This is a genomic window from Mesorhizobium sp. W050, from assembly GCF_054719535.1.
Genome location: NZ_JBTTIH010000001.1, coordinates 2,181,179 through 2,195,758, shown reverse-complemented (window position 1 = coordinate 2,195,758; position 14,580 = coordinate 2,181,179). Strand labels below are relative to the sequence as shown.

At 62.7% G+C, this 14,580-nt stretch carries 15 protein-coding genes; 2 read left to right on the top strand and 13 right to left on the bottom strand.

Going from position 1 to position 14,580, the window contains the following annotated elements:
- Positions 1-95: 95 nt before the first annotated feature.
- The 3 genes from ntrC to dusB are packed head-to-tail and all read right to left on the bottom strand — an operon-like array spanning position 96 to position 3,714.
- A complete protein-coding gene (ntrC, locus tag ACYG9Y_RS10600) occupies positions 96-1,553 on the bottom strand; it encodes a nitrogen regulation protein NR(I) (RefSeq protein ID WP_023710528.1) in 1,458 nt (485 codons plus the stop codon).
- Positions 1,550-2,695: a two-component system sensor histidine kinase NtrB gene (locus ACYG9Y_RS10595; protein ID WP_023706549.1), complete on the bottom strand. Its 1,146-nt coding sequence runs from the start codon at positions 2,693-2,695 to the stop codon at positions 1,550-1,552. The genes ntrC and ACYG9Y_RS10595 overlap by 4 nt, the downstream gene beginning before the upstream one ends.
- On the bottom strand, positions 2,692-3,714 hold the full coding sequence (dusB, locus tag ACYG9Y_RS10590) for a tRNA dihydrouridine synthase DusB (protein ID WP_023738876.1): 1,023 nt from the start codon (positions 3,712-3,714) through the stop codon (positions 2,692-2,694). Before dusB ends, ACYG9Y_RS10595 begins: the two co-directional genes overlap by 4 nt.
- Positions 3,715-3,853: 139 nt before the next feature.
- Between dusB and ACYG9Y_RS10585 the strand changes: the two genes are divergently transcribed.
- Complete coding sequence (locus ACYG9Y_RS10585; RefSeq protein ID WP_023738877.1) at positions 3,854-5,077, top strand: bifunctional 2-C-methyl-D-erythritol 4-phosphate cytidylyltransferase/2-C-methyl-D-erythritol 2,4-cyclodiphosphate synthase; 1,224 nt, start codon at positions 3,854-3,856, stop codon at positions 5,075-5,077.
- Positions 5,074-5,583, top strand: coding sequence for a CinA family protein (locus ACYG9Y_RS10580; RefSeq protein ID WP_023738878.1), 510 nt, complete (start codon positions 5,074-5,076; stop codon positions 5,581-5,583). The genes ACYG9Y_RS10585 and ACYG9Y_RS10580 overlap by 4 nt, the downstream gene beginning before the upstream one ends.
- Here the strand turns inward: ACYG9Y_RS10580 and ACYG9Y_RS10575 are convergent.
- The 10 genes from ACYG9Y_RS10575 to ACYG9Y_RS10530 all read right to left on the bottom strand — a co-directional run bounded on the left by ACYG9Y_RS10575 (position 5,559) and on the right by ACYG9Y_RS10530 (position 14,547).
- Positions 5,559-6,020, bottom strand: coding sequence for a type II toxin-antitoxin system RatA family toxin (locus ACYG9Y_RS10575; protein WP_023688454.1), 462 nt, complete (start codon positions 6,018-6,020; stop codon positions 5,559-5,561). The two genes, ACYG9Y_RS10580 and ACYG9Y_RS10575, sit on opposite strands and share 25 nt — an antisense overlap.
- Positions 6,021-6,031: 11 nt before the next feature.
- Positions 6,032-6,997, bottom strand: coding sequence for a lipoyl synthase (gene lipA / locus ACYG9Y_RS10570; RefSeq protein WP_023668921.1), 966 nt, complete (start codon positions 6,995-6,997; stop codon positions 6,032-6,034).
- 208 nt (positions 6,998-7,205) lie between these two features.
- The gene (locus ACYG9Y_RS10565) at positions 7,206-7,463 is read right to left on the bottom strand and encodes a GlsB/YeaQ/YmgE family stress response membrane protein (protein ID WP_023668920.1); all 258 of its coding nucleotides are present in this window, start codon (positions 7,461-7,463) and stop codon (positions 7,206-7,208) included.
- A 102-nt stretch (positions 7,464-7,565) separates the two neighbouring features.
- The gene (gene lpdA / locus ACYG9Y_RS10560) at positions 7,566-9,014 is read right to left on the bottom strand and encodes a dihydrolipoyl dehydrogenase (protein ID WP_023696093.1); all 1,449 of its coding nucleotides are present in this window, start codon (positions 9,012-9,014) and stop codon (positions 7,566-7,568) included.
- 21 nt (positions 9,015-9,035) lie between these two features.
- A complete protein-coding gene (locus tag ACYG9Y_RS10555; RefSeq protein ID WP_023738879.1) occupies positions 9,036-9,677 on the bottom strand; it encodes an SGNH/GDSL hydrolase family protein in 642 nt (213 codons plus the stop codon).
- Complete coding sequence (locus tag ACYG9Y_RS10550) at positions 9,674-10,093, bottom strand: hypothetical protein (protein ID WP_023738880.1); 420 nt, start codon at positions 10,091-10,093, stop codon at positions 9,674-9,676. The genes ACYG9Y_RS10555 and ACYG9Y_RS10550 overlap by 4 nt, the downstream gene beginning before the upstream one ends.
- Positions 10,094-10,107: 14 nt before the next feature.
- On the bottom strand, positions 10,108-11,526 hold the full coding sequence (locus ACYG9Y_RS10545; RefSeq protein ID WP_023738881.1) for a pyruvate dehydrogenase complex dihydrolipoamide acetyltransferase: 1,419 nt from the start codon (positions 11,524-11,526) through the stop codon (positions 10,108-10,110).
- A gap of 18 nt (positions 11,527-11,544) precedes the next feature.
- The gene (locus ACYG9Y_RS10540) at positions 11,545-12,966 is read right to left on the bottom strand and encodes a pyruvate dehydrogenase complex E1 component subunit beta (RefSeq protein WP_023696091.1); all 1,422 of its coding nucleotides are present in this window, start codon (positions 12,964-12,966) and stop codon (positions 11,545-11,547) included.
- A 15-nt stretch (positions 12,967-12,981) separates the two neighbouring features.
- Positions 12,982-14,028, bottom strand: a complete 1,047-nt coding sequence (gene pdhA, locus ACYG9Y_RS10535; protein WP_023682559.1) for a pyruvate dehydrogenase (acetyl-transferring) E1 component subunit alpha — start codon at positions 14,026-14,028, stop codon at positions 12,982-12,984.
- A 195-nt stretch (positions 14,029-14,223) separates the two neighbouring features.
- Positions 14,224-14,547 (bottom strand): FtsB family cell division protein, encoded by a 324-nt coding sequence (locus ACYG9Y_RS10530; protein ID WP_023682560.1) that lies wholly within the window; start codon positions 14,545-14,547, stop codon positions 14,224-14,226.
- Positions 14,548-14,580 lie beyond the last annotated feature (33 nt).

Sequence of the window (14,580 nt, the reverse complement as noted above, 5' to 3'; positions counted from 1 at the left end):
GGCGATTATGCAACAAGTGTGGCCGTGACGGAAATCTTTCGGCCGCCGATCCCCTGAAAAGGGGACGACCTCGCGTCACTTCGGGCGCCAGGCGCTCATGATCTCGACGATTTATAGACGTTGACGCCCAGCTCGCGAATCTTCTTGCGCAGCGTGTTGCGATTCAAGCCGAGCAATTCGGCCGCCTTGATCTGGTTGCCGCGCGTTGCCGTCATGGAAGCGAGCACCAGCGGATATTCGACCTCGGACAAGATGCGCTGATAGAGACCTGCCGGCGGCAACTCACCGGCGAAAGAGGCAAAATAGCGCTGCAGGAAGTGCTCCACCGCCTGGCCGATGGATAGATCGTCCGGGATCAAATTGCCGCCGCCGGGAACGACCGGTCTTTCGCCTGTCTTCAGCTCGGCTTCAATGATCTCGGCTGATATTTCGTCCTGCGAATAGAGCGCCGCAAGCCGGCGCACCAGGTTTTCCAACTCGCGCACGTTTCCCGGCCACGGATAGCGCTTCATCAATTCGATGCCGCCGGTCGAAATGCGCTTGGTCTGCAAGCCTTCGCTGGCGCCGATCTTGAAGAAATGCCGCACCAGATCGGGAATGTCTTCCGACCTCTCACGCAAACCCGGCAGCCGAAGCGGCACGACGTTCAGGCGATAGAACAGATCTTCGCGGAAAAGCCCCTGGTTGATCAGCGTGCGCAGATCCTTGTTGGTGGCGGCGACGATGCGCACATCGGTCTTGATCGGCGTGCGCCCGCCGACAGTGGTGTATTCGCCCTGCTGCAGCACGCGCAGCAGCCGCGTCTGCGCCTCCATCGGCATGTCGCCGATCTCGTCGAGGAACAGCGTGCCGCCCTCGGCCTGCTCGAAGCGGCCGGTCGAGCGGTTCTGTGCGCCGGTGAAGGCGCCCTTCTCATGGCCGAACAGTTCCGATTCGATAAGGTCGCGCGGGATCGCCGCCATGTTGATGGCGACGAACGGACCGCCGCGGCGGCGGCCATATTCGTGCAGCGCGCGCGCCACCAATTCCTTGCCGGTGCCGGACTCGCCCGAGATCATCACCGTCAGATCGGTCTGCATCATGCGCGCCAGCATGCGGTAGATGTCCTGCATGGCGGCCGAGCGGCCGACCAGCGGCATGGCGTCAGGCTGTTCTTCCGGTCGCGTATCGATCTTCGGTCGGCGCGGCTCTGACAGCGCACGATTGACGATGTTGAGCAGCTCGGTCAGGTCGAACGGCTTCGGCAGATACTCGTAAGCACCTGTTTCGGAAGCACGAATAGCCGTCATGAAAGTGTTTTGCGCGCTCATCACGATGACCGGCAGCTCCGGCCGGGCCTTCTTGATGCGGGGCAGCATGTCGAAGGCGTTCTCGTCCGGCATGACAACGTCGGTGATCACCAGATCGCCCTCGCCCGCCGCCACCCAGCGCCACAGCGTCGAGGCGTTGGAGGTCACGCGCACCTCATGGCCGACGCGCGACAGCGCCTGATTGAGCACGGTGCGGATGGCCGCATCGTCGTCGGCGACGAGAATATTGCCGCGAACCGTCATTTGCGGTCTCCTTCGCCTTCATCATCGGCAGTGTCGATGGGTGTTTCTTTCCAGGCCGGCATCAGGATTCGGAAGGTGGTGCCGCGCGGCGTCGAATCGCATTCGATGATGCCGCCATGCTCGCCGACGATTTTCGCCACCAGCGCCAGGCCGAGCCCCGAGCCGTTCGGCTTGGTGGTGATGAACGGATCGAACAGGATCGGCAGAATGTCTTCCGAAACGCCGGACCCATTGTCGCGCACGCAGAATTCAAGCGGTAGCGACACGCGGTCCTGGGTTCCGGGAACGGAAACGCGGATGCCCGGCCTGAACGCGGTCGACAGCACGATCTCGCCCTGCGGGTCGCCGCCGATCGCCTCGGCGGCGTTCTTGACCAGGTTGAGAAACACCTGGATCAGTTGGTCGCGGTTGGCGAAAACCGGAGGCAATGATGGATCATAGTCCTCCAATATCCTGATTCTCTTGGCAAAACCGTTCTTGGCGATTGCCTTCACATGATCCAGCACGACATGGATGTTGACAGGATAGCGGTCAATCGGCCGCTCGTCGGAAAACACTTCCATGCGGTCGACGAGGGAGACTATGCGATCAGTCTCGTCAGTGATGAGGCGGGTCAGCGCGCGATCCTCGTCCGACGCCGAGAGTTCGAGCAGCTGTGCGGCGCCGCGTATGCCGGACAGCGGGTTCTTGATCTCATGCGCCAGCATGGCGGCAAGGCCGGTGACCGAACGCGCGGCACCCCTGTGTGTCATCTGCCGGTCGATCTTGTCGGCCATCGAGCGTTCCTGGAACATCACCACGATTGAGCCTGGGAATTCCGGCACCGGCGCGACATAAAGATCGACGACCTTCTCGATTCCGAGACGCGGCGACGACACGTCGACACGGTATTCGTTGACCGGCGCACGGCGCTCGCGCACCTGGTCGACCAGCTGCAGCAACGGGCTGCCGAACGGGATCAGCTTGGACAGTGTGTTGCGGGCAAGCATGTTGGCACTTGAGCGGAAGAAGTCTTCCGCATCGGCATTGGCGTAGGTGATGAACCCGTCCGGATCGACCATGATGACCGGACGGCGGATGGTGTTCAGCACGATACTGGCGGCATCCGCCATGTCGGAGCTCGGTGTGACCGTGGCGTTCATGCGGCGCTCCGCAAGGGCGTGGCTTCGCCGGAAAACACCTCATGCAGCAAGGCAATGACGCGGGCGGGTTCGAAAGAGGTGAGGATGGCTTTCCGCCGCCCATCGGAAACGCCAGCAGCGTGGCGGTCGAGATACCAGCCGAGATGCTTGCGCGCCTGGCGCAAGCCGCTTTCGACGCCGTAAAGCGTCAGCATGTCCTCGTAGTGGGAAACGATGTAGTCGGCCATGGCTTGCGGGCTTTCCGGCACGCCGGAGAGCGCGTCGCCCGCAGCCGTCGCCGCAATGCGGCCCGCCGTCCATGGCGCGCCATAATGGGCACGACCGATCATCACCGCGTCGGCGCCCGACTGTTCAAGGATTTCGGCGGCCTCCGCGGGCGAGCCCACATCGCCGTTGGCGACCACCGGGATCGAGACGGCGTCCTTGATGCGGGCGATGGCGCCCCAATCGGCCTTGCCTTGATAAAACTGGCAGCGCGTGCGCCCATGCACGGTCACCATTTTAACACCGGCCTCTTCGGCGCGGCGCGCCAAGACGGGTGCATTGAGCGCATTGTCGTCCCAGCCGAGCCGCATCTTGACCGTGACCGGCACCTGGACCGCGCCGATCACCGCTTCGATCAGCGACAGCGCGTGGTCGAGATCGCGCATCAGCGCCGAGCCGGCATAGCCGCCGGTCACCCTCTTGGCCGGGCAGCCCATATTGATGTCGATGATGTCGGCGCCCTCGCCGGCAGCGATGCGCGCGCCCTCGGCCATGTGCTCGGCCTCGCGGCCGGCAAGCTGGACCATATGGACGGGCAGCCCGGAATGACGGATGCGCAGGTCGCAGCCGGCCCTGCCCTTGGCAAGCTCGCCGCTCGCCACCATTTCCGACACGACCAGGCCCGCGCCATGCGCGTAGGCGCGCTGCCGGAACGGCTCGTCCGTTATTCCCGACATGGGCGCGAGGAAGACGCGGTTGCGGATCGTCACGCCGCCGACGTCGAGCGGCGAAGCCAATTTTGTCACTTCAGGCATGCACAAAAACCAAGCATATCGGATTGCTGCACATTCTCTAGCCATAAGAAAGGCATTGTGCAACGCGCAATGACGTCACATTGCGGCGCATTTGGGAAAATGCTGGCCTTCGCCATAAGCCGCGACTAAGCCTCTCGGCATGACAGACGCAAGCGAAAAACCGGCCGAGGCGACGACCGACAAGGTCGGCTTGGTCATCGTTGCCGCCGGTCGCGGCGCGCGTGCCGGAAAGGCCGACGGGCCGAAGCAATATCAACGCATCGGTGGCCGTGCCGTCATCGCGCGCACGCTGGAGACTTTCCTGGGGCATCCCGAAATTGGCCCCGTCGTCGTCGCCATCCATGCCGATGACCGCGCGCTTTTCGACAAGGCAGCCGGCGTGTATGCCGAGCGGGTTACCGCCGTGGTCGGTGGCGAGTCACGCCAGGCCTCGGTCCGGCTCGGCCTGCTGGCGCTGAGGGACCGTACGCCCGGCCGTGTCCTTGTCCATGACGCGGTGCGGCCCTTTGTCGACGCGGCCCTGATCGACCGTACCATCGCCGCCATTGGCGAGCGGCAGGGCGCGCTGCCCGCTTTGCCCGTCGCCGATACGCTAAAGCGCGAGTCGACGACCGGCATGATCGAAGAGACGGTGCCAAGGGCCGGCCTTCATGCCGCCCAGACGCCGCAAGGCTTTCCGTTCTGGCCGTTGCTCGCCGCGCATGAAAAGGCCCATCATCTCGGCAAGGCGGATTTCACCGACGATGCCGCGATCGCCGAATGGGCGCATATTCCGGTGAAAATCATTCAGGGGTCGCCGGACAATGTCAAACTGACCTGGGCAAGGGATATTGCGATGGCGGATCAGCGGCTTACTGGCGAGCGTTTTCCAGACATTCGCACCGGCAATGGCTATGACGTGCACGCCTTCGAGGCCGGCGACCATGTCACTTTGTGCGGCGTTGCCATTCCGCACGGCAAGAAGCTTTCCGGCCATTCGGATGCCGATGTCGGCCTGCACGCGCTGACCGATGCGCTGCTCGCCACTTGCGGCGCCGGCGACATCGGCACGCATTTCCCGCCTTCCGATCCGCAATGGAAGGGCGCGGCGTCAAAGATCTTCGTCGAGCATGCGGCCAGGTTGGTGCGCGAACGCGGCGGCCGCATCGCCAATGCCGACATCACGCTGATCTGCGAGGCGCCGCGCGTCGGCCCGCATCGCGAGGCCATGACCAACGCGCTGTCGGCGATGCTGGGCATTTCCAGCGATCGCATCTCCATCAAGGCGACGACCAACGAAAAACTCGGCTTTGTCGGCCGCGAGGAAGGCATCGCCGCCATCGCCACCGCCAGTGTCGTCTTCCCCGGGGAGGTTCCCGCATGAACAACAGCGATCTTGCCAACGCCCTGCTCCAGGTCTGCCAGCAGCGCGGCATCATGTTGGCGACGGCCGAGAGCTGCACCGGCGGCATGATCATCTCGGCACTGACCGACATTGCCGGCTCGTCCGCTGTCGTCGATCGCGGCCTCATCACCTATTCTGATGAAGCAAAGATGGAGATGCTCGGCGTCTCGCCCGCCACACTCGAGGCGCATGGCGCCGTCTCGCGCGAAACGGTTCTGGAGATGGCGGCGGGCGCTCTGGCGCGCTCGCGCGCCGGGCTTGCGCTTGCCGTCACCGGCATTGCCGGCCCAGGCGGCGGTTCGCCGGAAAAACCGGTCGGCCTCGTCTGGTTCGGAGTTGCCCTAAGAGCTGGGCCGGTGGCTGCCGAGCTCAATATGTTTGCCGACAATGGCCGCGACTTCATCCGCCGCGAGACGGTCAAGCATGCGCTGGAGATCGGGCTGCGCGCGCTCGGCGACACTCATGAGATGGGCGTCGTTCCGTAGATGACGTCCGCACGTTTTTCGAAGGCTTCGGAAAACATGCGGAAGGCACGATCGAACATGGTGCCCATCACCACGCCGAGGATGCGGCTCTTGAACTCGTAGTCGATGAAGAAGCGGACGTTGCAGCCGCCGCCGTCGGCCGGCTCGAAGCGCCAGATATTGCTGAGATATTTGAACGGTCCATCGATGTATTTGACATCGATTGTGTTTTCGTCCGGCTTCAGCAGCACTTGCGTCGTAAAGGTCTCGCGGATCGCCTTGTAGCCGATGCTCATATCGGCAACGAGAATGGTGCGGCCATCACGCTCCTTGCGAGAGCGCACCGTCAGCGCCTCGCACAGCGGCAGAAATTCAGGATAGGTCTCGATATCGGCGACCAGCGCAAACATCTGCTCCGGCGTGTGGGCAACGCGGCGTGTGGCTTCGAATTTCGGCATTGAAGCAGGATTTAACTGGCTTTTTTGAGCTGCGCCTCACGCGCCGCCCGCAGCCTGGCGAAATCGTCACCGGCATGATGCGAGGAGCGCGTCAGCGGGCTCGACGCCACCAGCAGGAAACCCTTGGTCTTGCCGATCGTCGCGAAGGAGCTGAATTCCTCCGGCGTGACGAAGCGGATCACCGGGTGGTGCTTCTTCGACGGCTGCAGATACTGGCCAATGGTCATGAAGTCGACATTGGCCGAGCGCAGGTCATCCATCAGCTGCAGGATCTCGTTGCGCTCTTCGCCGAGGCCGACCATGATGCCGGACTTGGTGAAGATCGACGGATCGAGCTCCTTGACCCGCTGCAACAGCCGGATCGAGTGGAAATAGCGGGCACCCGGCCGCACCGTCAGGTAGTTCGACGGCACGGTTTCGAGATTGTGGTTGAAGACATCGGGCTTGGCCGCCACGACGATCTCCAGCGCGCCCTCCTTGCGCAGGAAATCGGGCGTCAGGATTTCGATCGTGGTCAAGGGCGTCGCTGCTCGGATCGCCCGGATAACCTCGGCGAAATGCTGCGCGCCGCCATCGGCGAGATCATCGCGGTCGACCGAGGTGATGACGACATGGGTCAGCCCCATCTGCTTGACGGCATGCGCGACACGCGCCGGCTCATCGGCATCGAGCGCGGTGGGAATGCCGGTGGCGACATTGCAGAAGGCACAAGCGCGCGTGCAGATCTCGCCCATGATCATGAAGGTGGCGTGCTTCTTTTCCCAGCACTCGCCGATATTGGGGCAGCCGGCCTCTTCGCACACCGTGACCAGCTTGTGCGACTTCACGATCTCGCGGGTTTCGGCATAGCCCTTCGACATCGGCGCCTTGACGCGGATCCAGTCGGGTTTGCGCAGCACGTCCTGATCAGGCTTGTGTGCCTTCTCGGGGTGCCGCAGGCGCGGCGCGTTGGCGATCGTGTCGAGGACGGTGACCATCTCAAACCTGACTTGTTGGCGTCCGCCCGTCGGCGTCAGCCTTCAGAACGTCACTTAAGACTTTTCGGAGCAAAGAAAAAGGCTGCGGTGGCGCATGCCGCCACAGCCTTTTTCGCATAGCGGGGATCCAGAGCAATTCCAGGAAAAATGTGACACGGTTTTCCGTCCGGAATTGCGTCAGAAGAACGAGATAAAACGGCGAGCCGTTTTAGCGGCGTATCAGCCGCCCGGCAAAGATCAGCAGGCAGGCGCCGATGAAGCCGGTGATCAGGTAGGCGAGCCAGCCGACACCGAAGGGTTCGATGTTGAGCGCCCTGAGAATTGCGTTCAGCACCACCGCGCCGACAATGCCCATAATGATGTTCATCAAGACGCCGGTATTGCTCTTCATGACCATCTCGGCCAGCCACCCGGCCAAACCGCCGATGATGATGGCCGCAATCCAGCCCACGCCATTCACGTCCATATGCCAACTCCTCCAGTGTCAGGTGAAAATGCATCCGGAAACGAACTGTCTTGCCGTAAGGTTCCTCCGGCGCATGCGTCTGAGTCTCGCAGCACCAATTTATCACGCGTTGAGCGCACGGCCATAGGCATCAAGCACGCTTTCCTTCATCATCTCCGACAGCGTCGGATGCGGGAAGATGGTGTGCATCAGTTCTTCCTCGGTGGTCTCCAGGTTCATCGCCACGACAAAGCCCTGGATCAGCTCCGTCACCTCGGCGCCGACCATATGCGCGCCGAGCAGCTGGCCGGTCTTCTTTTCGAAGATGGTCTTGATGAAGCCCTGGTCCTCGCCAAGCGCGATCGCCTTGCCGTTGGCGCCGAACTGGAAGCGGCCGACACGAATGTCCTTGCCTTCGGCCTTGGCCTTGGCTTCGGTGAGCCCAACCGATGCGACCTGGGGGTTGCAATAGGTGCAGCCCGGGATCTTCAGCTTGTCTGTCGCATGCACGCCCGGGAAATTGGCGATCTTTTCGATGCAGACCACGCCCTCATGCTCAGCCTTGTGAGCCAGCATAGGCGGCCCGGCGACATCGCCGATGGCGTAGATGCCGGGCACATTGGTCTTGCCGTAACCGTCAATGACGACACAGCCGCGATCGGTCTTCACGCCGAGCGTCTCGAGGCCGAGATTCTCGATGTTGCCCTGCACGCCGACGGCCGAGATCATGCGGTCGGCGGTGATCTTCTCGACCTTGCCGTCCTTCATCTCGACATGTGCGGTAACCGAGTTGGTGCCCTTCTCGACCTTGGTCACCTTGGCCTCGAGGATGATTTTCATGCCCTGCTTCTCGAACTGCTTCTGCGCGAATTTCGAGACCTCGGCATCCTCGACCGGCATCACCGCCGGCAAAAGCTCGACCACCGTCACCTCGGCGCCCATGGTGCGGTAGAAGGAGGCGAACTCGATGCCGATGGCGCCCGAACCCATGACCAGCAGCGATTTCGGCATCTCCTTCGGCACCATCGCCTCGAAATAGGTCCAGATCAGTTTGCCGTCCGGCTCGATGCCGGGCAGCGCGCGCGGCCGGGCGCCGGTGGCGAGAATGATGTGCTTGGCGGTATAGGTCCCCTCGCCCTTGACGCCCTTCGGCACCGGCGGCTGCGGCTCCATCGGCTTCTTCGCCGTCTTGGAGACGACGATCTCACCGGGCTTGGAGAGCTTGGCCTCGCCCCAGATAACGTCGACCTTGTTCTTCTTCATCAGGAAGGCGACGCCGCCATTGAGCCTCAACGACACTTTGCGCGAGCGGTCGACGACAGCGGCGGTGTCGGCGCTGACCTTGCCGCCTTCGAGCTTCAGGCCGTAGTCTTTCAGATGATCGGAATAGTGCATGATCTCGGCCGAGCGCAGCAGCGCCTTGGTCGGGATGCAGCCCCAGTTGAGGCAGATGCCGCCGAGATGCTCGCGCTCGACGATGGCAGTCTTGAAGCCGAGCTGGGCGGAGCGCACCGCCGTGACATAGCCGCCGGGGCCCGAGCCGATGATTATAACGTCGTAGGATTCTGCCACGGGGTTTCTCCCTGATTTTCTCTAGAGTTCCAGCATCACACGCACCAATGGCGCCAATGCGTCACCTATATTGCGCGTGTTTTCGGCATCGAGATGGACCCCGTCGATCGGTGTGGTCTCGGCCACCGTGCCGGCATCGAAAAAGCCGCAGCCAGCCTCGTCGGCGAGCGCGGAATATTGCGGCGCCAGCCGCTTCGAGGCCTCGTCGCCGCCGGCAAACATTTCCTTGAATTCGGCATTGTCGGTGCGGCTGACCGCTGGTGGCGCGACGATCAGGATTTGCGGCGCGGCCCAGTCGAACGGATAATCGTGGCCGCGCACGATGTCGATCAGCCGCTGCACGCCCTGCTTGGCCGCGACCGGATTGCCGTGGATCCAGGGCTTCATGTCGTTGGCGCCGAGCATGATGATGATCAGGTCGAGCGGCGCATGGCTGGTCAGGATCGTCGGCAGCACCTTGGCGCCATTGCGGTCGGCACCAGCCAGGTGATCGTCGAAAGCCGTGGTGCGGCCGTTCAGACCTTCGGCAATGACTTCGATATCGTCGTCGCCCAACGCCGCCTTGAGCGCGCTCGGCCAGCGATCTTCCAGCGCATGACGCCCGAGGCTCGCCGCGTCATAGCCCCAGGTCAGGGAATCGCCGTAGCAGAGGATCGTCTTCATGCACCCGCACCCGCCTCCGCCCTAAGCCCGCGCCGCACGCGCCATCCAACGAACAGCCACTGCACAATGACCGTGGCGATGCTCGGCAACACCAGGCCGGCGCCAAAATGAAGATCGCCCGACCACTGGGCCTTGCCCGGCGGCTGCGAGAAGGTCCAGGCGATCAGGCCGATTCCGGCCAGCACGAACAACGCAATCCCAACAAGCCCCGTCAGGTTTATCGCCCTTTGCGGGTTTGGCACCAACTGCGCGATGAAAAACGCCACCGTCGCAACGATGGTGACCAGCGCCGAAACCATGAAGACCAGGATGTATTCGGAATTCGCATTGGTGACGATTGCCAGCCACAGCGCCACCAGCCCGCCGGCCAGGCCGGAAAGGATCAGGGCGAAAAGGCTGGTGACGAATTTCCGCACAGCCTTTTTCCTTCCTAGACCAGCATGCCCATCGGATTTTCGATCATGCGCTTGAAGGCGACCAGAAGTTCGGCGCCGAGCGCACCGTCGACGGCGCGGTGATCGGTCGACAGCGTCACCGACATGATATTGGCGATTTTGATCTCGCCGTTCTTGACCACCGGCCGCTGCTCGCCGGCACCCACCGCCAGGATCGTCGCATGCGGCGGGTTGATGACGGCGGCAAAGTCCTTGATGCCGAACATGCCGAGATTGGAAACCGCCGTCGTGCCGCCTTGATATTCCTCAGGCTTCAGCTTGCGGCTGCGGGCACGGCTCGCCAGATCCTTCATCTCGTTGGAGATGGTGGACAGCGTCTTTTCGTCGGCGTGGCGGATGATCGGCGTGATCAGGCCGCCGGGGATCGACACGGCAACGCCGACATCGGCGTGCTTGTGCTTGACCATGGCGCTTTCGGTCCACGATGCATTGGCATCCGGCACCGCCATCAGCGCCATCGCCATCGCCTTGATCACCATGTCGTTGACCGAGAGTTTGTAGACGGGAGCCTCGCCCTTGTCGGTCTTCTTCGTCGGAGCAGCCGCATTGATCTGTGTGCGCAGCGCCAGCAGCGCATCGAGCTCGCAGTCGAGTGTCAGGTAAAAATGCGGAATGGTGGTCTTGGCCTCGACCAGCCGGCGCGCAATGGTCTTGCGCATATTGTCGTGCGGGACGAGCTCATAGGACCCTTCGGCAAACAGCTTCAGCACCTGTTCGTCCGACATCGCCTTGGGTGCCGGAGCCGGCGCAGACGCCGGAGCGCCGGCAGATGCTGCTTTCGCGGCGGGCGCGGCCTTGGCGCCGCCACCGGCGATCGCCGCCTCGACATCGGCCTTGACGACGCGGCCATGCGGACCGGTGCCGGTCACGGCGGACACGTCCACACCAGCATCCTTGGCAATGCGACGAGCCAGCGGCGAGGCAAAGGTGCGCTCGCCTGACGGTTGGCTGATCTCCCCCTTTGTGGGGGAGATGGCCGGCAGGCCAGAGGGGGGCGCGACAGACTGAGAGGTCGGCGGGGCAGCGCCCCCCTCTGTCGACTTCGTCGACATCTCCCCCACGGGTGGGGAGATTGACGCCTTATCCTGCTTGGCATCGGCTTTCGCGGGCGCGGCATCGCCGCCGCCCTTTGCCGCTGCACCAGCATCCTCGCCTTCGCCGGCCAGAATGGCGATCAGCGCGTTGACCTTGACGCCTTCGGTGCCGGCCGGAACGACCAGCTTGGCGACCGTGCCCTCATCGACGGCCTCGACTTCCATCGTCGCCTTGTCGGTCTCGATCTCGGCGATCACGTCGCCCGGCGTAACCTTGTCGCCTTCCTTGACCAACCACTTGGAAAGATTGCCCTCTTCCATCGTGGGCGACAGCGCCGGCATGGTGATGTTGATTGGCATGATGTCCTCCCGACCGGCTCAGCGATACGTGACGGCTTTGACCGCCTCGATGACCTCGCCGACATTGGGCAAGGCCAGCTTTTCGAGGTTCGCCGCATAGGGCATCGGCACGTCCTTGCCGGCGATGGTGATGACCGGCGCGTCGAGGAAATCGAAGGCGCGCTGCGACACCTGATTGGCGATGTGGTCGCCGACCGAGCTTTGCGGGAAACCTTCTTCCACCACGATCAGGCGGTTGGTCTTTTTTACGGAGGCAATGACGGTGTCGAGGTCGAGCGGGCGGATGGTCCGGAGATCGATGATCTCGGCATCGATGCCCATGCCGCGCAGTTCGGCTTCCGCCTTGATGGCGTAGGTCATGCCGATGCCGAACGAGACGATGGTGACGTCCTTGCCCTGCTTGTGAATGCGCGCCTTGCCGATCGGCAGCACGAAATCATCGAGCTTCGGCACGTCGAAGGACTGGCCGTAGAGGATTTCGTTTTCAAGGAAGATGACCGGGTTCGGATCGCGGATCGCCGCCTTGAGCAGGCCCTTGGCGTCGGCAGCCGTGTACGGCATCACCACCTTCAGGCCGGGAATATGGCTGTACCAGGCGGCATAGCACTGCGAATGCTGGGCGCCGACGCGGGCGGCAGCCCCGTTCGGGCCGCGGAACACGATCGGCGCGCCCATCTGGCCGCCCGACATATAGAGCGTCTTGGCGGCGGAGTTGATGATCTGGTCGATCGCCTGCATGGCGAAGTTGAAGGTCATGAACTCGACGATCGGCTTCAGGCCGGCCATCGCCGCACCGACGCCGACGCCGGCAAAGCCGTGCTCGGTGATCGGCGTGTCGACGACGCGGCGCGGCCCGAATTCCTGCAGCAGGCCTTGCGTGATCTTGTAGGCGCCCTGGTATTCCGCGACCTCCTCGCCCATGACGAAGACATCGCCGTCGCGGCGCATTTCCTCGGCCATGGCATCGCGCAAGGCCTCGCGCACCGTGGTCGAGACCATCTCGGTGCCGGCGGGAATATCGGGATCGGCCGCAGGTTTGGCCGCCGGAGCGGCGGGAACTGCCTTCGGAGCCTCGCCGGCATCCTGGGGAGCCGCTTTTGAACCTTCCTCGGCTGCATCGGTCCGCTGACCGCCAGCGGAAACGGCATCCTGGGTGGAGGCAGGCTTGCCGCTCTTTTCGACATCGCCTGCACTTTCACCGTCCTGCAGCAACACGGCGATCACCGCATTGACCTTGACGCCTTCGGTGCCTGCGGGAACCACGATCTTGCCGATCGTGCCTTCATCGACGGCCTCGACTTCCATCGTCGCCTTGTCGGTTTCGATCTCGGCGATGACATCACCGGCGACGACCTTGTCGCCCTCGTTCTTCAACCACTTGGAAAGATTGCCCTCTTCCATGGTCGGCGAGAGAGCGGGCATGAGAATTTCGATCGGCATGTCCTTGCCCTCCCGTTACAATACGATGTCGGTCCAGAGCTCGGACGGATCCGGCTCTGCGTCGTGCTGGGCAAATTCGGCAGCGTCGGCGACGATGTCGCGGACTTCCTTGTCGATGTTCTTGAGCTCGTCCTCGGTCGCCCACTTCTTGGCCGTCAGCCGCGCCTTGACCTGCTCGATCGGATCATGATCCGAGCGCATCTTCTGCACTTCTTCCTTGGAGCGGTATTTCGCGGGATCCGACATCGAGTGACCGCGATAGCGATAGGTCTGCATCTCGAGGATGATCGGACCGTTGCCGGCACGGCACCATTCGGTCGCCTGATCGCCGGCGGATTTGACCGCACGCACATCCATGCCGTCGACCTGAATGCCGGGAATCTTGAACGAGGCGCCGCGATGCGAAAAATTGGTTTCGGCCGACGAGCGCGACACCGAAGTGCCCATGGCGTAGCGGTTGTTCTCGATGATGTAGATCACCGGCAGCTTCCACAGCGAGGCCATGTTGAAGCTTTCATAGACCTGACCCTGATTGGCAGCGCCATCGCCGAAATAGGTCAGCGACACATTGTTGTTGTCGCGGTAGCGGTTGGCGAAGGCGAGACCGGTGCCGAGCGAGACCTGCGCGCCGACAATGCCGTGGCCGCCGTAAAAATGCTTCTCCTTGGAGAACATGTGCATGGAGCCGCCCTTGCCCCTCGACAGGCCACCACGGCGTCCGGTCAGCTCTGCCATGACGCCCCGCGGTGACAGTTCCATCGCCAGCATGTGGCCATGGTCGCGATAGGCGGTGATCATCTGGTCGCCGTTGATCAGCGACATCTTCATGCCGGTGACGACCGCTTCCTGGCCGATATAGAGGTGGCAGAAGCCGCCGATAAAGCCCATGCCGTAGAGCTGGCCGGCCTTTTCCTCGAAGCGACGGATAAGCAGCATGTGCCGGTAGGCGGCAAGCTCCTCGTCCTTGGTGAAGTCGGCCGGCTTGGGGGCGGAAAGCCCCGTTGATTTGGCGGATGTCGATTTAACGGATTTGGCAGGCGCTTTTTTGGCGGCGGTGGCCATGCATCACTCCCTGTTGGCGTCTCTTCGCGGACACTAAAGCAGACCATGTCTGCTCCGGGGAGGATCAGCTCCTCCCCACCGATTGGAAGGAAGCTAACATGCGAGACCGTGTTTCGCCATGCAGAAAAACGCATGGCTGGCATGCGCCTAAACGCCCAGAATCATTAGAGATAACAGCGATTAACCGAAATTCGGTTATTTCGAATTGGCCGGCAGCATGATGGTGATTTCATCGGGCTGGGACAGATTGAGCGCCCGGCGTGCCTGCTCGTCGAGCATATCCTTTTCGAGCGTGCCCTCATGCATCAGCTGGACGCGCCGCTCCAGATCGATCCGGCGCGCCTTGATGGCATCGTACTTGGCCTGCAATTCGATGGTCTGCGCTTCGAGCTGATATTTGGAATTGATGCCGAACTCGCCATGATAGGCATGGAAGCCGAAATAGGCCAGGAACGCCACGCAAAGCGACGGGATGATCAGCCGGCCGGTGTTTCTCTGCTTGTGCTGGCGTGTCCACATGGTCGCAATCCTTTGACCGCCATTTGTCGCTCG